General features: G+C 72.4%; 16 protein-coding genes. 7 read left to right on the top strand and 9 right to left on the bottom strand.

Annotation, left to right across the window (positions count from 1 at the left end; genetic code table 11):
• Positions 1–9 precede the first annotated feature (9 nt).
• Both ACZYRU_RS18505 and ACZYRU_RS18500 read right to left on the bottom strand, forming a co-directional pair.
• Complete coding sequence (locus ACZYRU_RS18505) at positions 10–1,833, bottom strand: AMP-dependent synthetase/ligase (protein ID WP_488958558.1); 1,824 nt, start codon at positions 1,831–1,833, stop codon at positions 10–12.
• A gap of 45 nt (positions 1,834–1,878) precedes the next feature.
• Positions 1,879–2,568 (bottom strand): MOSC domain-containing protein, encoded by a 690-nt coding sequence (locus ACZYRU_RS18500; protein WP_488958557.1) that lies wholly within the window; start codon positions 2,566–2,568, stop codon positions 1,879–1,881.
• A 361-nt stretch (positions 2,569–2,929) separates the two neighbouring features.
• On the opposite strand from ACZYRU_RS18500, the gene ACZYRU_RS18495 reads away from it, so the two are divergent.
• On the top strand, positions 2,930–3,562 hold the full coding sequence (locus ACZYRU_RS18495; RefSeq protein ID WP_488958556.1) for an FAD-dependent oxidoreductase: 633 nt from the start codon (positions 2,930–2,932) through the stop codon (positions 3,560–3,562).
• On the opposite strand, the gene ACZYRU_RS18490 is transcribed toward ACZYRU_RS18495, so the two are convergent.
• The gene (locus ACZYRU_RS18490; RefSeq protein WP_488958555.1) at positions 3,559–4,494 is read right to left on the bottom strand and encodes an aminoglycoside phosphotransferase family protein; all 936 of its coding nucleotides are present in this window, start codon (positions 4,492–4,494) and stop codon (positions 3,559–3,561) included. The two genes, ACZYRU_RS18495 and ACZYRU_RS18490, sit on opposite strands and share 4 nt — an antisense overlap.
• Before the next feature lie 44 nt (positions 4,495–4,538).
• On the opposite strand from ACZYRU_RS18490, the gene ACZYRU_RS18485 reads away from it, so the two are divergent.
• Positions 4,539–5,195 carry an MBL fold metallo-hydrolase gene (locus tag ACZYRU_RS18485; protein WP_488958554.1) on the top strand — a complete coding sequence of 219 codons (657 nt, stop codon included), beginning with the start codon at positions 4,539–4,541 and terminating at the stop codon, positions 5,193–5,195.
• Between the two features lie 9 nt (positions 5,196–5,204).
• On the opposite strand, the gene lepA is transcribed toward ACZYRU_RS18485, so the two are convergent.
• Positions 5,205–7,076, bottom strand: a complete 1,872-nt coding sequence (gene lepA / locus ACZYRU_RS18480) for a translation elongation factor 4 (RefSeq protein ID WP_488958553.1) — start codon at positions 7,074–7,076, stop codon at positions 5,205–5,207.
• Positions 7,077–7,200: 124 nt separating this feature from the next.
• Here lepA and ACZYRU_RS18475 point away from each other — a divergent pair, with 124 nt between their 5' ends.
• Positions 7,201–8,790: an alkaline phosphatase D family protein gene (locus ACZYRU_RS18475; RefSeq protein ID WP_488958552.1), complete on the top strand. Its 1,590-nt coding sequence runs from the start codon at positions 7,201–7,203 to the stop codon at positions 8,788–8,790.
• On the opposite strand, the gene ACZYRU_RS18470 is transcribed toward ACZYRU_RS18475, so the two are convergent.
• Complete coding sequence (locus ACZYRU_RS18470; RefSeq protein WP_488958551.1) at positions 8,757–10,376, bottom strand: amidohydrolase; 1,620 nt, start codon at positions 10,374–10,376, stop codon at positions 8,757–8,759. The genes ACZYRU_RS18475 and ACZYRU_RS18470 overlap by 34 nt on opposite strands.
• Positions 10,373–11,827 carry a purine-cytosine permease family protein gene (locus ACZYRU_RS18465; protein ID WP_488958550.1) on the bottom strand — a complete coding sequence of 485 codons (1,455 nt, stop codon included), beginning with the start codon at positions 11,825–11,827 and terminating at the stop codon, positions 10,373–10,375. Before ACZYRU_RS18465 ends, ACZYRU_RS18470 begins: the two co-directional genes overlap by 4 nt.
• A gap of 79 nt (positions 11,828–11,906) precedes the next feature.
• On the opposite strand from ACZYRU_RS18465, the gene ACZYRU_RS18460 reads away from it, so the two are divergent.
• Both ACZYRU_RS18460 and ACZYRU_RS18455 read left to right on the top strand, forming a co-directional pair.
• The gene (locus tag ACZYRU_RS18460) at positions 11,907–12,947 is read left to right on the top strand and encodes a LacI family DNA-binding transcriptional regulator (RefSeq protein WP_488958549.1); all 1,041 of its coding nucleotides are present in this window, start codon (positions 11,907–11,909) and stop codon (positions 12,945–12,947) included.
• A gap of 8 nt (positions 12,948–12,955) precedes the next feature.
• Positions 12,956–13,882 (top strand): phosphotransferase family protein, encoded by a 927-nt coding sequence (locus ACZYRU_RS18455; protein WP_488958548.1) that lies wholly within the window; start codon positions 12,956–12,958, stop codon positions 13,880–13,882.
• A gap of 2 nt (positions 13,883–13,884) precedes the next feature.
• On the opposite strand, the gene ACZYRU_RS18450 is transcribed toward ACZYRU_RS18455, so the two are convergent.
• Complete coding sequence (locus tag ACZYRU_RS18450; protein WP_488958547.1) at positions 13,885–14,361, bottom strand: hypothetical protein; 477 nt, start codon at positions 14,359–14,361, stop codon at positions 13,885–13,887.
• A gap of 177 nt (positions 14,362–14,538) precedes the next feature.
• Here ACZYRU_RS18450 and rpsT point away from each other — a divergent pair, with 177 nt between their 5' ends.
• Complete coding sequence (gene rpsT / locus ACZYRU_RS18445) at positions 14,539–14,799, top strand: 30S ribosomal protein S20 (RefSeq protein WP_488958546.1); 261 nt, start codon at positions 14,539–14,541, stop codon at positions 14,797–14,799.
• A 162-nt stretch (positions 14,800–14,961) separates the two neighbouring features.
• On the opposite strand, the gene holA is transcribed toward rpsT, so the two are convergent.
• Positions 14,962–15,933: a DNA polymerase III subunit delta gene (gene holA, locus ACZYRU_RS18440; RefSeq protein ID WP_488958545.1), complete on the bottom strand. Its 972-nt coding sequence runs from the start codon at positions 15,931–15,933 to the stop codon at positions 14,962–14,964.
• A gap of 49 nt (positions 15,934–15,982) precedes the next feature.
• Positions 15,983–18,286 (bottom strand): ComEC/Rec2 family competence protein, encoded by a 2,304-nt coding sequence (locus ACZYRU_RS18435; protein WP_488958544.1) that lies wholly within the window; start codon positions 18,284–18,286, stop codon positions 15,983–15,985.
• A 36-nt stretch (positions 18,287–18,322) separates the two neighbouring features.
• Between ACZYRU_RS18435 and ACZYRU_RS18430 the strand changes: the two genes are divergently transcribed.
• On the top strand, positions 18,323–19,360 hold the full coding sequence (locus tag ACZYRU_RS18430) for an HPP family protein (RefSeq protein ID WP_488958543.1): 1,038 nt from the start codon (positions 18,323–18,325) through the stop codon (positions 19,358–19,360).
• Positions 19,361–19,378 lie beyond the last annotated feature (18 nt).

The raw sequence follows: 19,378 nt of genomic DNA, 5'->3' as shown, positions 1-19,378 counted from the left end.
GGCCGTAGGTCAGGAGTAGAAGGAGTCGATGAGCTCGGCGTTGTTGTTCTCGACGACGTTGCGCTTCACCTTCAGCGAGGGGGTGAGCTCACCGGACTCGATGGTCAGGTCGTGGTCGAGCAGCTTCCACTTCTTGATCGTCTCCCAGCGGTTGAGCTGGGCGTTGAGCTCGTCGACGTACTCCGCGACCATCGCCTGCACGGCGTCGTCGTTGACGAGGGCGGTGTAGTCCTTGCCCTCCTTGCCGTTCTCGGCGGCCCAGCCGGCGATGGCGTCGGGGTCGAGGGTGATCAGCGCGGAGACGAAGTTGCGCTCGGCGCCGAACACCATGAACTGGCTGACGTACGGGCAGATCGCCTTGAACTTGGCCTCGATGGCCGGCGGGGCGATGTACTTGCCGCCGGAGGTCTTGAAGAGCTCCTTGATCCGGCCGGTGATCTTCAGGAAGCCGTCGGCGTCGAGCTCGCCCTTGTCGCCGGTGCGCAGCCAGCCGTCCGCGGTCAGCGCATCGCTCGTCGCCTCGGGCCGGTTGTGGTAGCCGGCCATGACGTGCGGGCCCTTGAGCTGGACCTCGCCGCCCTCGCCGATGCGCACCTCGGTGCCGGGGAACGGCTGGCCGACGGAGCCGAGCTTGTAGGCGTCGGGGTGGTTGACCGTGGCACCGGCGGCGTTCTCGGTCATGCCGTAGCCCTCGAGGATGAGGACGCCGGCCGCGTGGAACCAGGCGGCGATGTCGGCGTTGAGCGCGGCCGAGCCGGAGATGAAGAACTTCACCCTGCCGCCGAAGCGCTCGCGGACCTTGCTGAACACCAGCTTGTCGAACAGCGCGTGCTGGACCTTGAGCGGCAGCGGCACGGACTTGCCGGCCAGGCGCAGCGCGTCGACCTTACGGCCGACCTCGAACGCCTTGAGGAAGATCTTCTCCTTGGCACCGCCCTCGGCGGCCTGCATGGTGACGATCCGGGCATGCGCCTTCTCGAAGATGCGGGGCGCGGCACCCATGAAGGTCGGCTTCACGATGCCCAGGTTGTCGACGATCTTGTCGACCCGGCCGTCGATCGCGGTCGCGAAGCCGCAGGCGAGCTGCGTGGAGAGCAGCACCTTGCCGAAGGAGTGCGCCATCGGCAGCCACAGGAACTGCAGGTCGTCCTCGTGGAGGATGTCCTGGGCCTTGATCGCCTCGCCCTCGAACACCCAGGCGCGGTGGAGCGTGCGCACGCCCTTGGGCTTGCCGGTGGTGCCGGAGGTGTAGATCAGGGTCGCGAGCTGGTCGGGGCCGATCGCCTTCGCGACGGCATCGACCGCGTCGGGGGTCTCGGCGAGGTGCGCGTCGCCGAGCTCGGCGAGCTGGTCGAGCGAGATCACCCAGTCGCCGTCGGCGAGGGTCTCGTCGAAGCTGACGACCTTCATCAGCTCGGGCAGCTCGGCGCGGTGGGCGCGCAGCTTGGCCAGCTGCGAGTCGTCCTCGGCGAACACGATCCGGCAGGCGGAGTCGCTGAGGATGTACGCCGTGTCCTCGCCGCCCGTCGACGGGTACACCGTCGTGGTGGCACCGCCGGCGCACATCACGGCCAGGTCGGCGAGGATCCACTCGTAGCGGGTCGACGACGCGATGCCGACGCGCTGCTCGGGCTCGAGCCCCAGCGCGAGCAGGCCGGCCGCGAGGCGGCGTACCCGGTCACCGGCCTGGCGCCAGGTCACCGACTCCCACGCCTCACCCCGCGGGAAGCGGAAGGCCTCCCGGTCGGCACTCTTCTCGACGCGGTCGAGGAACTGCACCGCGCAGTTCGCCGGCATGTGATCGAGGAAATTGGTGTCGTGGATGACGGGCATGTCGCTCCCTGTGGTGCTCGTCCGAGACAGTGACTGGGCAGTAACCTAAGCCACCGGCTCCGCAGGAGGTAGCGAACCGGCCGTCCTCTGGACGAATTCCTCCGCTTTTGCGCGCACCTTGGGCAGCAGCCCGTCCACGACCAACAGGTCCGGAAGCAGGCTGCGGTCGGTGTTGAGGGCGACGAACATGTCGCGGATCGTCCTCCCGTGGGTCGGGACGTGCACCAGCTCGATCGGGTCGCCGGGCGCGACGGTGCCGGTCTCCAGCACCCGCAGGTACGGCCCCGGGCGGGCCTCGAGCGTGAACCTCTTGACCCACGCGCGCGGGTCGTAGCCGCTCTCCCCCATCCAGCCCTTGAAGTCGTTGCACGGCGTGCGGACGTAGACCGCCTCGAGCACGACGCCGACCCCGGGCGCGCCGATCTGCAGCCGGGTCCCGATCGCCAGGGCGTTGAGGTCGATGCCCTCGGTGGTGAGGTTCTCGCCGAACTGGCCGTCGCGGATCGGCGTCCCGAGCTCGGTCTCCCAGAAGTCCAGGTCCTCGCGGGCGTAGGCGTAGACCGCCTGGTCGGGGCCGCCGTGGTGCTCGGTGTCGGACACCGAGTCGCCGTCGATGCCGAGCTCGTGGACCGCGACCGGCCCGGTCACCGGGCGCTTGTCGATCGAGGTGCGACCGATCCCCGCCCAGTCCTTGTCCTGTGGTTGGCCGACACTGATGCTCCGCACGAACGCCATGACGCGAGGCTACCGTCGAGGCATGGCGCGGCTCCTCCTGATTTCCTGGGTGGGGCTGGCGCTGGGCCGCAGTCGCTGTAACACGCTGTCCGCCCGTCTGGTCGCCGGTTCTCAGCACGACACGCCGCCGACACGCCGTGCCCCTTGCTGACAACAGCCGGGTAGTCGCGCGGACAGCGTGTTACAGCCCATGGGGACCGGCCGACGGACTGCAGTGGTGGCGCGCTCACCGGTCGAGGTACGACGACCTGGTCGCCTCGGTCCGCCGAGGCTGAGCCCTTCCCGCGCCGTACCGGGCGGGCGATACCGCTGGGAACCGCTTCTCGGGCACATGCTCTCGGGCCCACCCCGAGGAGCAGCCATGCCGAGCACGGACCAGCAGACCGAGGTGGTCGTCGTCGGAGCCCGGTGCGCCGGCGCTCCCCTCGCCACCCTCCTCGCCCGAGCCGGGGTGGACGTCGTCCTCCTCGAGCAGGCGCGGTTCCCGCGCGACACCATGTCGACGCACGTCATGGAGGCCAACGTGCTCGCGTTCCTCGACCGGCTCGGGGTGATCGAGCAGGTGCGAGCCACCGGGGCGCCGTTCGTCATGCGCTCCCACGTGCGGGTCGACGACCTGACCACGACCCAGGCGATTCCGCAGGTCGCCGGTGACGTCGGTGGCGCGGTGCCGGTGCGCCGGTTCGTGCTCGACCCGATCCTGGTCGGCGCGGCCACCGCAGCCGGGGCCGACGTCCGGATGGTCGCGAAGGGCACCTACGACCGGATGCTCGACATGTTCAACCACCGCTCCGACCCGTGGGAGGTCTTCACGCCCACGGTTGCCACCGCCGCGACGCTGCGGCTGCTGGTGCGACACGGCGCACCGCGGCGCCGGCTGCTGCGCGAGTTCCGGGAGCTTGCGGTCGCTGTACGCCGACGGGAGCGCGGAGGGCGCAGGCGTCACCGAGGTGGAGGCGGCCCACTCCGCCTAGCGGCCTCGGACACGCCCTAGTCCTGGACCGCCTTCGCGACCGTGATGCACGCGGTCACGTGGGCACGCTCCTCGGCGTCCAGGGAGCGATGCGCGCGCACGGCGTCCTCGTGCGCCCAGTGGGCGTTGAGGACCGAGCGGACGACGACCCAGTCGCGGGCACGGGCCTCGTCGAGCCCGGCGGCGTCGACGAGGGCGTGGAACCGGCGCCGGATCCCGTCGCGCACCGAGCCGACCGCCCACGCAGCGGCGTACTCCTCGAACCGGTCGCGCAGCATCGGCTCCAGCTCGTAGTGCGGGTCGCCGTTCGTCGGCTTCGGGTCGATGACCAGCCAGGTGTCCTCGCCGTCGCGGCGCCCGCGCAGCACGTTGCCGTAGTGGAGGTCGCCGTGGATGACGGCGGTCGCGGGCTCAGCGGTCAGGTCCCGGGCCAGGCCGAGGGCCTGCTCGACGAGGCGGCGCGGGACCGGCACCGTCGCGGCGTCGCGGGTGAGGGCGGTCGCCCAGCGCTCGACGTACGACGCCTGCGCGCGCAGCTGGGGCATCGGCGGCACGTGCAGGTCGGCGTACCTGCTCGCGACGATCTCGCAGGCCTCGACGTCCCAGGCCTCGGTGAGGTCCTCCCGCTCGAGGCGCTCCAGGAGCAGCGCCCGCCGGCCGGGGTCCGCGCGCAGGAGCTCGACGGCGCCCCGGCCACGCCAGCGTTGGAGGGCGACGTGCTCGTGCTGCGACTCGTCGTCGGGCAGCCCGACCTTGAGCGCCGCCGGCGTGCCGTCCGCCGTGGTCACCGGCAGCACGAGTGAGCAGAAGCCGTGCCAGCTCTCGCCCTCGGGGGTGAGCTCCCAGTCGTCCAGGACCGACTGCGTGGTGGCCGGCAGCCGGTCCAGCCAGGCCACCCACTCCGGTCCGAGCGCACGCTGGCTGTCCAGTTCGGCGGGCACGGTCAGGGGCACGCATCCATCCCAGCACAGCGGTGGTGCGACGTAACGTGCAGGGCATGCGGTCCGACGACGTACGACGCGTGGAGCTCGGCGCCTTCGTCCGCCCGGCCGAGGAGACCGGCACCGGGCAGTCCCGCGTCGAGCACGTCCTGGGGTACGTCGTGCGCTCCCCGGCCGGTCTGGTCCTGCTCGACACCGGGATGGGCGACGCCGGCGCGGAGACCGAGGCGCACTACCGCCCCTCTCGGGTACCGCTCCCCGAGGCGCTGGCGCGCGTGGGCGTCGCCCTCGACGAGGTCGCCCTGGTGGTCAACTGCCACCTGCACTTCGACCACATCGGCGGCAACCCTCTTCTCGCCGGACGCCCCGTCCTGGCCCAGCGCGGCGAGCTGGACGCGGCGCGCGGACCGGACTACACCGTGCCGGAGCTCGTCGACTTCCCGGGCGCTCGCTACGAGCTGCTCGACGGGGAGACCGAGATCGCGACGGGTGTGCTCGTCGTACCGACCCCGGGGCACGTCGACGGCCACCAGTCGCTGGTCGTCGCCTGCACGGACGGCACGGTCGTGCTGGCCGGGCAGGCGCATGACACGGCCGCGGAGTGGGCGGCGCACGCCGCAGCCGACGACCCGAGCCCGTGGATGCGGCGGATCCTTGCCTTCGACCCGCGCCGCGTCGTGTTCGCGCACGACGCGGCGGTGTGGGAGCCCTGAGGCCCGGCGCTACTTCTTGGGCTTGTCGCCCGCGGGACCGGTGGTCGACAGCGCAGCGACGAAGGCCTCCTGGGGCACCTCGACGCGGCCGACCATCTTCATCCGCTTCTTGCCTTCCTTCTGCTTCTCCAGCAGCTTCCGCTTGCGGGTGATGTCACCGCCGTAGCACTTGGCGAGGACGTCCTTGCGGATGGCGCGGATGTTCTCGCGCGCGATCACCCGGGCGCCGATGGCGGCCTGGATCGGCACCTCGAACTGCTGCCTGGGGATGAGCTCCTTGAGCTTTCCGGCCATCATCACGCCGTAGGAGTAGGCGGCGTCCTTGTGGACGATGGCGGAGAACGCGTCGACCGGCTCGCCCTGGAGCAGGATGTCGACCTTCACCAGGTCGGCGGCCTGGTCGCCGGAGAACTCGTAGTTGAGCGAGGCGTAGCCCTTGGTCTTGGACTTGAGCTGGTCGAAGAAGTCGAAGGCGATCTCGCCCATCGGCAGGACGTAGCGCATCTCGACCCGGTCCTCGGACAGGTAGTCCATGCCCTGCAGGGTGCCGCGCTTCTGCTGGCACAGCTCCATGATCGTGCCGATGTAGTCGGCCGGCGCGAGAACCGTGGCGTCGACGATCGGCTCGCGAACCTCGGCGATCTTGCCGTCGGGGTACTCGCTCGGGTTCGTGACCGTGAGCTGCGTGCCGTCCTCCATGACGACCTCGTAGACCACGTTGGGGGCGGTCGAGATGAGGTCGAGGTTGAACTCGCGCTCCAGCCGCTCGCGGCTGATCTCCATGTGGAGCAGGCCCAGGAAGCCGCAGCGGAAGCCGAAGCCGAGGGCACCGGAGGTCTCCGGCTCGAAGGTGAGCGCGGCGTCGTTGAGCTGGAGCTTCTCCAGGGCGTCGCGCAGCGTCGGGTAGTCGTCGCCGTCGATCGGGTAGAGACCCGCGAAGACCATCGGGTTGGGGTGCTCGTAGCCGCCGAGGGGCTCGGTGGCCTGGCGTCCGTTGACCGTCACCGTGTCACCGACCCGGGACTGGCGCACGTCCTTCACGCCCGTGATCAGGTAGCCGGTCTCGCCGACGCCCAGTTTGGCGGCCTTGATCGGCTCGGGGCTGATCACGCCGACCTCGAGCATCTCGTGGAGCGCACCGGTCGACATCATCTTGATCTTGTCGCGGTGCGACAGCTCGCCGTCGACGACCCGGACGTAGGTGACCACGCCGCGGTAGGTGTCGTAGACCGAGTCGAAGATCAGGGCGCGGGCCGGAGCGCTCGCGTCGCCGACGGGCGCCGGGACCGACTTCACGATCTCGTTGAGCAGGGCCTCGACGCCGACACCGGTCTTGGCCGAGGTGAGCAGCACGTCCTCGGGCTCGCAGCCGACCAGGTTGGCCAGCTCGGCGGCGTACTTCTCGACGTTGGCGCTCGGCAGGTCGATCTTGTTGAGCACCGGGATGATGTGGAGGTCGGCGCCCATCGCGAGGTAGAGGTTCGCCAGGGTCTGCGCCTCGATGCCCTGGGCGGCGTCGACCAGCAGGATCGCGGCCTCGCACGCCTGCAGCGAACGGGACACCTCGTAGGTGAAGTCGACGTGGCCCGGGGTGTCGATCATGTTGAGGATGTAGGTGCCCGGCTCGGCACCCGCCTCGTTGCCGGCCGTCACCGTCCACGGCATCCGGACGGCCTGGCTCTTGATGGTGATGCCGCGCTCGCGCTCGATGTCCATCCGGTCGAGGTACTGCGCCTTGGCCTCGCGCTCGCCGACCACGCCGGTGAGCTGCAGCATCCGGTCGGCGAGCGTCGACTTGCCGTGGTCGATGTGCGCGATGATGCAGAAGTTGCGGATGATCGCGGGGTCGGTGTGACCCGGCTGCGGGGCGGCGGCAGACATGGTGGACCCATCCTCCCAAAGCGGGACGGGTTCAGGAATTCGCCGCCCGCGATTCACCGTCGCCTCTCCCGCGCGGCACCTCGTCGTAGGTCGGCGTTCGCCCGCGAACGGTGGGCTGGGGACCATGACCTCGGACTCCCCCGCCCCCACCTCCCGCCGCAATCTGCTGCGCGGCGCCGCCCTCCTCGCCGGCACCGCCGCGACCTCCGGGCTGGTCACCGGCCAGCTGCCCGCACGCGCCGCCGCCGCTCCCCTGCTCGTCCGCCGCGACCGCCCCGTCCTGCCGCTCGGCGTCCAGTCCGGCGACGTCCGGCCCGGCTCGGCCGTGCTCTGGTCGAAGGCCGACCGGCCCTCGCGGCTGGTCGCCGAGATCAGCCGCGACCCGTCCTTCCGCAGGGCGCGCACCGTGCGGGGCCCGGTCGTCACGCCCGACACCGACCTCACCGGCCAGATCGTGCTGGGCGACCTGCCCGAGGGCACCGACCTGCACTACCGGATCCGGGCCGTCGACCTCCACGACCACCGCGCCACCAGCGAGCCGACCGTCGGCCGACTGCGGACCGCGCCCGGCCGTCGCGACGACGTACGGTTCCTGTGGTCGGGCGACATCGCCGGGCAGGGCTGGGGCGTGAACCCGGCGTACGGCGGCTTCCGGATCGCCGACGCGATGCGCTCGCGCGACGCCGACTTCTTCCTCTGCAGCGGCGACAACGTGTACGCCGACGGCCCGGTCCAGGCATCCGTGGCACTCCCCGGCGGCGGCACCTGGACCAACCTGGTGATCCCGGAGAAGACCAAGGTCGCCGAGACCCTCGACGAGTACCGCGGCCAGTACCGCTACAACCTGATGGCCGACAACTGGCGCGCCTTCCTCGCCGAGACCTCCCAGGTCACGCAGTGGGACGACCACGAGGTGCGCAACAACTGGTTCCCCGGACAGGTCCTCGACGACGCCCGCTACACCGAGAAGCGGGTCGACGTGCTGGCGGCGCGGGCGCACCGGGCCTTCCACGACTACGTCCCGGTCGCCGCGATCTCCCCGGACTCCGAGGGCCGGGTCTACCGGGTGATCCGCTACGGCCGGCACCTCGACCTGTTCGTGCTCGACATGCGCACCCACAAGGACCCCAACACCGGCAACCGCGAGACGGTCGGCGACGGCGGGGTGCTCGGCGAGGAGCAGACCGCGTGGCTGATCCGCGAGCTGCAGTGCTCGAGGGCCACCTGGAAGGTGATCGCCAACGACCTGCCCCTCGGCCTGGTCGTGCCCGACGGTGCCAGCGCGCAGGAGGGGCTCGCCCAGGGTGACCCCGGCGCGCCGCTGGGTCGCGAGATCGACATCGCGCGGGTGCTGACCGCGCTGCGGCGGGCCGGGATCCGCAACCACGTGTGGCTGACCGCCGACGTGCACTACACGGCGGCCCACCACTACTCACCCGACCGGGCGGCGTACCAGGACTTCGACCCGTTCTGGGAGTTCGTCTCCGGTCCGCTCAACGCGGGCGCGTTCGGGCCGAATGCGCTGGACGGCACGTTCGGCCCGGTCGCCGACTTCGTCGCGGCCCCGCCGGCACCCAACGCCTCGCCGGCGCAGGGCTTCCAGTTCTTCGGCGAGGTCGAGGTCGACGGCCGCAGCGGACAGCTGACGGTGACGCTGCGCGACGTCGACGGTGCGGCGATCTACACCAGGACGCTGGACCCTGCGTCGCGCTGAGCCCGCTCGACGCCGGCCACGAAGGTGCGGAGCACCTCGGTGGTCAGCAGCTCATCGGGGACGGTCGCGAACGGGTCGGCGGCCAGCACCACGAGGTCGGCCGAGCGGCCCGGCGCGATGGTGCCGATGACCCCCTCCATCCGGGACGCGTACGCCGCGTCCCGGGTGGCGTGGGTCAACGCCTCGGCCAGCGGTACGGCGAGGTGCGGCGTGTTGGCCGGCAGGCCCTCGACCAGCGCGGAGCGGCGGGTCGTGGCGATGTACATGTTGTGCAGCGGGAGGTGCGGCGCCGTGGGGGCGTCGGTGCCGAACGCGAGCACGGCGCCCGCGTCGGTCATCTCGCGCCACGGGTAGCCACGCTCGACCCGCTCGTCGCCGAGCATCGCGCGCCAGTTGTCCTGGACCGCGGGGTCGGCGTGGACCGGCTGCATGGACGCGACGACGCCGAGTCGGGCCAGGCGGGCGACGCTCTCCTCGGAGATCACCTCGAGGTGCTCCATCCGGTGCCGGCGCTCGCGCGGGCCGTTGACCCGGATCGCCTCCTCGAGGGCGTCGAGGGCGATGGCCGAGGCCTCGTCGCCGATCGCGTGGATCGCGATCTGCAAGCCTGCTGCGTCGGCCGCGACGACGACGGGGATCAGCGCCTCGCGGTCCCAGATGGGAGCGGCGTTGCTGCCGTCGGCGTACGGCTTCGCCATCGAGGCCGTGCAGCTGTCGATGACGCCGTCGGCCATGATCTTGATGCCGGTGATCCGCAGCCGGTCGCCGTCGAGGCGGCGGGCGTGGGCCAGCGCGGTCTCGACCTGGGCGAGGTTCTCGGCCTCGGTCGCGGACGGCTTCACCAGCCAGTGCCCGATGACGCGCAGCGGCAGCGCGCCGGCGGCCAGGGCCCGCTCGAAGGCGGCGAGGTCGTGCTCCTCGACGCCCATGTCGACGACCGTGGTGACGCCGTCGGCGAGGTAGCGGGACATGCCGGCCTGCAACCAGGCGTCACGGTCGGCGTCGGTGACCTGGGAGGCGAGGAAGCTGCGGGCCAGGCCGAGGGCGGCCATCTCGCTGAGCAGGCCGGTGGCGTCTCCGTCGGCGTCGCGCTCGATGGTGCCGCCGATCGGGTCCGGGGTGTCCGCGTCGATGCCGAGCTCGCGCAGCGCGACGGAGTTGCACCACGTGGAGTGCAGGTCGTTGGCCTGCAGGTAGACCGGCACGTCCGCGACGACCGCGTCGAGGATGTCCTTGTGCGGCTCCCGGCCCTCGAGCGCCGGGAACAGCCAACTGTTGCCGATCACCCGGGTGCGCCCCTCGGCCGCGGCAGCGGCCACGCGGGCCTGGATCTCGGCGATGTCGGCGGCGTCGACGAGGCCGACCTCCTCCGCGGAGGCGCCCATCTCGACGAGGTGGGTGTGGGCGTCGACGAAGCCCGGCAGCACGAAGGCGCCGTCGAGGTCGACGACCTCGACGCCCTCGGGCGCGGCCTGGTCGAGACCCTGGACCCGGCCGCCGGCGAGGACGACCGACTCGGCCCATGGGTGGTCGGGGTCGGCGGTGAAGATCCGGGCGTTGCGCAGGACGACGGTCTCGGCGGTCATCGGGCGTCCTTTCCGTAGAACAGGCGGGTCAGGCCGACGTACAGCACCGAGGCTCCGATCATGCCGACCGGGACGGACAGGTCGAGGCCGTCGAGGGACTTCGCGACCGGGCCGGTGAAGGCCTCGGTGCTGGCGCACATCAGCGCGGCGACGAACGAGGTGAGGCAGGCGATGGCGCCGGCGAGGTTGACGCCGCCGGTGTACCAGTAGCGCGAGCCGGGACTGCTGTCGCTGAGCTCGGCGCCGTCGTAGGAGTTGCGGCGCATCAGGACGTCGGTCACGTAGATCGCCATGATCGGGCCGACCAGGCTGACCAGCAGGACCAGGCTGCTGCTGACGGTGTCGAGGAAGTCGAAGACGAACAGCGCGTAGAGCGTCATCGCGACGCCGACGACGGCGGTGACGCCGACGCTGGCCACGCGGGAGAACGGCAGGCCGACAGCCTGGAGCGCCAGGCCGGAGCTGTACGTCGTGAGCGCGTTGTTGGCGAGGATGCCGACGATGATCGCGACCAGGAAGACGGTGACCAGCCAGCCGGGGACGATGCCCTTCAGGCCGGCCTCCGGGTCGGAGAGGTCGGTGACGGTGGCGGCCAGGATGCCGACGGTGAGCAGGGCGATGCCGGGGACTGCGTTGCCGAGGGCGGTCCAGGTCGCGACCGCCACCGGGCTCGTGTCGCGGGGCAGGTAGCGGGCGAAGTCGGAGCTGATCGTGTACGACAGCGGGGTCGCGGCGATGAGGGTGACACCGGCGATCCACGTCAGCCAGAGGTCGGCGCCGTGCAGGGCGACCGGCGGCGTGTAGGAGAAGTCGGCCTTGGCGACGAGGAAGCCCGAGACGAGGAGGAAGACGACCGTCAGCCCCGCCGAGAGCGGGCCGTAGAGCCGCATGATCAGGCCCTGGCCGTAGATCGAGATCGCGGTCGTCGCCGACGCGATGACCAGCACGACGAGCACCTGGACCGGCGTCGAGGAGCCGAGCCCGATCCGCTCGGTGAGCGCGAAGCCGATCACCGAGGCGGTCAGCCAGTTCAGCGCGATGTAGCAGACCGAGACGAACCAGCCGTTGACCGCGATCGCGACCCGGTTGCCGCGGACGCCGTACATGGCCCGGGTCGCGACCTGGCTGGGCGTGCCCGAGACCGGGCCGGTCACCGCGACGATGCCGGTGGCGATCGAGAACAGGCAGCCGACCACGACCGCGGCGATCGCCTGGCCCAGGCTCAGGCCCATCAGCACGAGCACGCCGCCGACGACGAACGAGAGGTAGTTGACGTTCGGCGCGACCCAGAGCGCGAACAGGCTGCGGGCGGTGCCGGTGCGCTCGCTGTCCGGGATGACGTCGATGCCGTGCGCCTCGACGTGGCCGGGCAGTGGCCCGCCGTCGATCGCTGCGTGTGTCTGGTCGATGGCCATGGCTCCCCCGGGTTCGGTCGGTGTGTCGGCCGTCACGCTAGGCATCCAAACCGATTTGGGCCAGACCTTGCGCCCCCCTGGCCAAAACGGTTTGGGCCGTCCTAGCGTGTGTCTGGTGAGCACCCGGCGACCGACGATCCGCGACGTGGCGCGCCGCGCCGGCGTCTCGGTCACGACGGTGTCGCACACCTTCACCGGCAACGGCACGGTCGCGCCGGCCACCCAGCAGCGGGTGCGCACCGCCGCCCAGGACCTCGGCTACCGGCCCGACGTGATCGCCCAGGGCCTGCGCCGCAACCGGCTCGGGGTGATCGCCCTCGTGGCGCGCCAGCTCGACGCGCTGCGCCCCGACCTGCTCGTCGACGTCGACTACTTCGCCCGCTTCGCCGGGGCCGCCGCCATCGCGTCGCTCGCCGAGGGGCTCGGCCTGATGCTCGTCTCCGACCCGACGGGACCGCGCGCCGCCGGTGCCGCACTGGCCAGCGACGGCTTCATCGTCACCGAGCCGGTCACCGACGACCCCCTGGTCGTGATGCTCACCAGCGCCGGGATCCCGTTCGTGACGGTCGGCGAGATCCCCGGCGTGCCGCTCGCGCCGGACTCCCCTCCCCACGTCGACATCGAGTCCGGCCGACTCACCACCCTCGCGCTCGACCACCTCTGGGAATCGGGTGCCCGCCGGATCGCGCTGGTCACCGGCACCGACCGCAACGAGTGGAACCTGCGCAGCGCCGCCGTCTACCAGCGCTGGGCCCGGTACCGCCGGATCACGCCGTCGATGGTGCACGTCCCCGAGCAGCTCGACGACGAGGGCGGCCGTCGCGCCGCCGCCACGCTGCTGGGGTCCGGCCCTGCTCCCGACGGCGTCTACGCGCTCACCAGCAACCACGCGCTCGGCGTGATGGAGGTCCTCGCCGAGCACGGCCTGCGCGTCCCCGAGGACGTCCGGCTCGTCGCCGGGTCCGACGCCGAGAGCCTGCGTGCCGCCCACCCCGCCGTCACCTCCATCGACCTGCAGCCCGACGAGCTCGCCCGTCGCGCCGTGGAGCTGCTCGCTGCCCGACTCGACGACCGCCCCCTCCCCGACCACGGTGAGCAACGGGTGGGGCGCCTCGTCGTGCGTGCTTCCTCGACCCCGCCGCCGTCTCAGCCATGATGGGCCGCGTGTTCCCCACCGTCATCCCCCACGGCCGGACCGCCCGGCGCCTGTCCTGGGTGCACCTGCCCCCGCTCGTCCGGCGCGCGGTCGAGCAGCGCCTCGGCGCGCCCGTCGTGGACGCGGTCTCGCAGGACAGCGGGTTCACGCCCGGGTTCGCCTCGGTGCTCACCTGCGCGGACGGGACCCGCACGTTCGTGAAGGCGGCCTCGACCAAGGCACAGGGGGTCTTCGCCGACGCGTACCGCGAGGAGGCGCGCAAGCTCGCGGGGCTCCCGGCCGGCGTACCTGCTCCGGGGTTGTTGTGGACCGAGGACGTCGCCGACTGGTTCCTGCTCGCGACCGAGTACGTCGACGCCCGTGCCCCGCACCGTCCCTGGGCCGCCGAGGACCTCACCGCCGCGTCCGCGATGACCGTGGCCATCGCCGCGTCCCTCACCCCCGCACCGGGGATCGCGCTCGACAGTGCCGTCGACGACTTCGCGTCCTGGCCGGCCCTGTGGGACCGCGTCGCCCACCCGCGGCGCGACGAGCTGCGCGCCCTGGCCGACCGGTACGCCGAGGTCGTCGCCGGCGACACGCTCGTCCACACCGACATCCGCGACGACAACATCCTCATCCGCGCCGACGGCACCGCGCTGCTCTGCGACTGGAACTGGCCCACGGTCGGAGCCGCCTGGCTCGACTCGCTGATCCTCCTCATCGGCCCGCGGGGCGACGGCCTCGACGTCGAGGCCCACATCGCCGCTCACCCGCTGCTCGCGAGCGTGCCGGCCGAGGACGTCGACGTCTTCCTCGCGCTGGTCCTCGGCTACTTCGCGGCCAGCGCCGACCAGCCCGTCCCCGCCACCTCCCCACACCTGCGCGCCGCGCAGGCCTGGCAGCGCGACGTCATCGACCACTGGCTGGCCGAGCGTCGCGGCTGGGACTCCTGAGGTCAGCTGCGCCCGAGGGCGGCGCGGTCGATGACCACGAACCGGTCGTCGTCGGGATGGACGTGCACGTCGATGACCGCGTCCGGCTGGATCCGCGGGATCGCCAGCTGCGAGACCAGCTCGGTGACGCTCGTGCGGTACCTCGCGCCGGACTCGGGGGTCACCTCGAGCTCGAACACGACGTACGGGTCCTGGTTGAGGTGGCCCTTGACCCGGGTGCTGACGATCCGGGCCGTCGTACGGATCCCGTCGCGCACCGCCCGCCGCTGGTCAGCGGTGCGCGCACGGACCTGGCGGACCTTGAAGAAGGCGAACACCGCCAGCGTCACCCCGGCGATCCCGAACGCGTACCCGGCGTACCTCCCCGCATCGCCCTCGTCCCCGCTGGTGGCACCCTTGACCACGAGGAACCAGAACAGGATGGTCGGCAGGACGAACAGGACGCCGAGCGGGAACGGCGGCTGGGAGGGTTCGCGCACGCCGGTCATCCTGCCCGATTTTGGTGGCGAATCGACCGCTGTTAACCTTGCTGGTCGCGACTACGCGTTCCTTCCTGCCCGCCCCCGGACCCGTCCGGAACGGTCAGGATCACGGTGACCGAGGCGCGCTCCGGACCAGAACCAGCATTTTCCACCTGACACAGAGGCGAGTAACCCGTGGCGAACATCAAGAGCCAGATCAAGCGCAACAAGCAGAACGAGAAGCGCCACGAGCGCAACAAGGCCGTCAAGTCCGGCCTGAAGACCGCGATCCGCAAGTTCCGCGAGGCCGCCGAGTCCGGCGACAAGGACGCTGCCGTCGCGCTCGGCCGTGAGGCCACCAAGAAGCTCGACAAGGCTGCCTCCAAGGGCGTCATCCACAAGAACCAGGCCGCGAACCGCAAGTCGTCGATCGCGAAGCAGGCCGCCTCTCTCTGAGACCACCCTGCTGGCTCCGGTCCTGAGCCATCACGTCAAGGGAGTCCCCGTCATCGGGGGCTCCCTTCGTGATTTTTCACGGATCAGGGCCGGGGAGGTCGAGGGGCGCCGCGGCTGAGCTTGCGAAGCCGCGACGCGCGTATCGAGACCTACGGCGGCGGCTCAGCCGCGGCGCAGGGCGGTGATGGTGAGGACCAGCCGCTCGAGGGCGTACGACGCGTCGCTGGCCGCGCCCTTGATGTCGGCGTCGGCCTGGGCGACGGCACGGATGGCGCGGGCGAGACCGACGTCGGTCCAGCCGCGGGCCTGGTCGCGCAGGGAGCGCAGCTTCCACGGCGGGACGCCGATCTCGCGCGCCAGGTCGGCCTCGCGCATGCCGCGCGGGGCGCTGACCATCCGGGCCAGGCCGCGGGCGCTGCCCGCGAAGGCCGAGGTGATGAGGACGGCGGCCGTACCGGCGTCGAGCGCCCAGCGCAGCTCCTCGAGCGCCACCCGGTCGCGGCCGGCGAAGGCGGCGTCGGCCACGGCGAAGGACTTCGCCTCGGCCCGGCCGCCGAAGTAGCGGCGGACCTGCTCCTCGCTGATCCGCTCGCCCGGGAAGTCGTTGGTGAGCTGGTGGGCGGCACCGGCGAGCGAGCGCAGGTCGCGGCCGATCGCCTCGATCAGCACGTCGGCCGCCTCGCGGTCGATGGTGGCACCGTGGCGGCGTACCTCGTTGGCCACGAAGGCCGGGAAGTCCGATGGCTTGAGCTCCTCGGACTTGTGCTCGGTGACGGACTTCAGCTTGCGCAGCTTGGTGAGCACGCCGCTGCCCTTCTGGCCACCGCCGTGGACGAGCACCAGCGCCACGTCCTCGACCGGCGCAGCGACGTAGCCCAGCAGGCCGTCGACCGACTCGTCCGGGAGGTTCTCCAGGCCGCGGACCACGACGCAGCGCACCGCGGAGAACAGCGACGGCGCCGCCATCTCCCCCAGCGTCGCCAGGGTCAGGTCGGAGGCAGGGCTGTCGGCGAACTCGGCCTCGGCGTCGTGGGCGCGCACCGCGGCCTTGACCTCGTCGACGGTCCGAGCGCCGAGGTACTCCTCCTTGCCGGTGACCAGGATGACCCGACCCAGCACGTCCTCGGCCCGCATGTGCTCACCCTCCCACACGTCTCCGACACGATTCCCGGCACCTCGGCGCTCACCGCCGGGTGACCGCGCGCACCCCGCCCGAGGCGTCGGCGACCACCGCGATGTCGCCGTCCCGGTCGGTCCGCAGCACCTCCGCCCCTGCCGCCTCCAGCCCGCGCACCACCTCCGGCGACGGGTGCCCGTAGTCGTTGTCGGCGCCCACCGACACCAGCGCCACCTCCGGGCGCAGGCCGGTCAGCCAGGCCAGGTCCTGGTGGGGGCTGCCGTGGTGCGGCACCTTGAGCACGTCGACGTCGAGGTCCCCCACCAGCGCCGCCACCTGGGCCTGCCCCGGCGGCTCGAGGTCGCCGGTCAGCAGCAGCCGCCGGCCGACCACCTCGACCAGGAGCACCACGCTCGCGTCGTTGGCGGTGCTCCCGTCCCCCGGCCCTGTCACCGTCCCGCCCGCCGCTGCGGGAAGGTCCGGGTGGAGCACCTGCACGGTGGCATCGCCGATGCGCCGCGTGACGCCGTACGGCGCCGTCGTCACCGGCACGCCCGCGCCCGCCGCCGCCCGTCGTACGAGCTCCACCCCGCCCGGCGGGTCGGCCAGCGCCGTGGTCTCGATCCCGCCCACGCTCCGTCCGTCGAGGACCCCGTCGAGCCCGTCGACGTGGTCGGCGTGGAAGTGCGTCAGCACGAGCAGCGGCACCTGCTCGACCCCCAACCGGTCGAGGCAGCGGTCGACCGCCTGCGGGTCGGGGCCGGCGTCGACCACGATCGCGGAACGCGGGCCGACGGCGAGCGCCAGGGCGTCGCCCTGCCCGACGTCGCAGGCCGCCAGCACCCATCCCGGCGGTGGCCACGGTCCCGAGGCGGCCGACCAGAGCCGTCCGGGTATGCCGAGCACGACAAGGAGCAGCAGGACGACGAGCGCGGCCCCGGCGGCGCGGTACCGCACCAGCCGTGGCAGGGCCAGCCCCAGCAGGAGGCAGAGCGCCGTGAGCGCCGCGATCGCGAGCGCCCCGCTCCCCCAGCCGATGGCGGCGCCGGGCAGGGCGGCGGCGTGCTCGGCGACGGCGATGATCCAGCCGACGCTCCAGCCCGCTGCCGTGCCGCACAGCCGACCTGCCCACGGCCACACCAGCCCGACCAGGCCGCCGGCCAGGCCGAGCACCGTCGCCGGCCCGACCGCCGGACCGGCGAGCAGGTTGGCGCCGATCGCCACCAGGCTCACCTGGCCGGACAGACCGGCGATGACCGGCGTGCACGCCAGCTGGGCAGCGGTCGGCACCGCGACCGCCTCGGCAACGCCCCGCGGCAGCCACCGCACCAGGGCCCGCACGAGCGGCGGGCCGAGCAGCACGATCCCCGCGGTGGCGAGCACCGAGAGCGCGAAGCCCGCCGCAACGGCGAGGTCCGGCTGCACCAGCACCAGCCCGGCCACCGCGACGCCGAGGGCGCGCAGGCCCCGCCGTCGGCCGTCCGGGCCGAAGGCGAACAGTCCGACCGTCCCCATCACCGCCGCACGGAGCACACTCGGCTCGGTCCGGGCCAGCAGCACGAACCCGACGATGCCGGCCAGGCCGACCACCGCGAGCCAGCGCCGGCGCACCCCTGCCGCGCGGGCGATCAGCAGCAGCGAGCCGACCACCAACGTCAGGTTGGTACCGCTGACGGCGGTCAGGTGGGTCAGCCCGGTCGTGCGGAAGTCCCGCTCGACCGAGTCGGGCAACCCGGCGTCGTCGCCGTCGACGAGCGCCGGCACGAGGCCGGCCTGGTCGGGCGGACGGTGCGCGACGGCACGCCTGATCGAGGTGCGCACCGCCGCGGACGCCCGCCACCACGGATCGGGGCCGCGGATCCGGACCGGGTCGCGCGCTGCGGTGAGCAGCGCTGCCGTGCCCGGGTCGTCCGAGGCGGCGAGCCGTCCCTCGGCGAGGACTCGAGAGCCGAGCTCGGCCGTGGACCAGCCCGGGGCGCCGATGACGACCACGCTGCCGCCGGTGCGCAACCGGTGGCCACGGGAGGTCATCTCCCGCACCCGGAGCCGGACCACGACCTGCGGCCCCGACCGCCCGGCGATCTGCCGGGGGTCGGAGACGACGGTGCCGACCAGGTCGGCGGTGGCCCGCTCGGCAGCCAGGTCGTGGAGCGGGGAGCCCCGGACCGCGTCGTGGCGCAGCGCCGTGCCGGTGACCGCCGCACCCGCGACCACGAGGGCGGCGAGCAGCAGCCGGAGCCCGCCCGGCGGGAGCCGTGGGGCGAGCACCCAGACCAGGAGGCCGAGGCCGGCGAGGGCGGCGTACGCGCTCCGTCCGGACTGCTGCGCGGCGATGCCGCCGAGCCACGCCGCGGCGCCCAGCGCCGGCATCCGCAGGTCGGGTGTGGTTGCCCTAGGGTCGGGCGCGTGACCCGTTACAGCTCCGCCGAGCTCGCCCGCGGCGCGCTCGGTGCCCTGCTCGGGATCGCCGTCGCCGGTGCGACCGCCCGGGCGGTCCCGGGCGGACCCGAGCTGCTGCCGTTCATCGTCGCCCCGATGGGCGCGTGTGCGGTGCTGCTCTTCGCGGTGCCCGCCAGTCCCCTCGCCCAGCCGTGGCCGGTGCTCGGCGGCAACCTGGTCTCGACGGCGATCGGCCTGGCCGCGCACTGGGTCGTGGACGACGTCCTGCTCGCCGCCGCCCTCGGTGTGGGGACCGCGATCGGCGCGATGATGCTGCTCGGCTGCCTGCACCCGCCCGGTGGCGCCTGCGCCCTGCTGGCCGCCACCGCCACGCCCGCCATCCACGAGCAGGGGCCGCTCTTCGTCCTCACGCCGGTCGCCGTGAACACGGTCGTGCTGTTGCTGATCGCGATCGCGGTCAACAACCTCAGCGGACGGAGGTACCCGCACCGGCCGGCCGCTCCCGCCGCCACCTCGCCGGCCGCCGCGACCCTCGGCATCACGGCTCCCGACGTCGAGCAGGCGATGCAGCGTCTGGCCGACCGGCTCGACGTGCTGCCGGCCGACATCGTCTCGATCGTGCGGGACGCCGAGACCCATGCCCTCGACCGGCGGCTGGGCTCGATCCCGGTCTCGCGGATCATGAACACCGACGTCGTGGTGGTGCACCCGTTCGAGTCGATCTATCGAGCCCGGACCCTGCTCGTGCAGCGCCAGGTCAAGACCTTGCCGGTCGTCGACGCCGAGCGGCACGTGGTGGGGGTGGTCTCGATCATCGACCTGTTCACCCGCGACATCGTCGAGCTGGAGTCGGTCGACTCGATCATGCGGACCGACGTCACGACCATCACCGCCGACACCCCCGTCGCCGACCTGGTCCCGATCATGACGACCGAGGGGTACAAGAACGTCCCCGTCGTCGACGACGAGGGCCGGCTCGTCGGCATGATCACCCGAGGCGAGCTGGTCGCCGTGCTGCACCGCGCGCTCCTCGGCGCCACCTGATCCCGTCACCGCGTCTGC

The sequence above is a fragment of the Nocardioides sp. F233 genome (genome assembly GCF_057813895.1).
The sequence above is the reverse complement of the archived record's forward strand: the minus strand, read 5'-3'. Positions and strand labels throughout refer to the sequence as shown.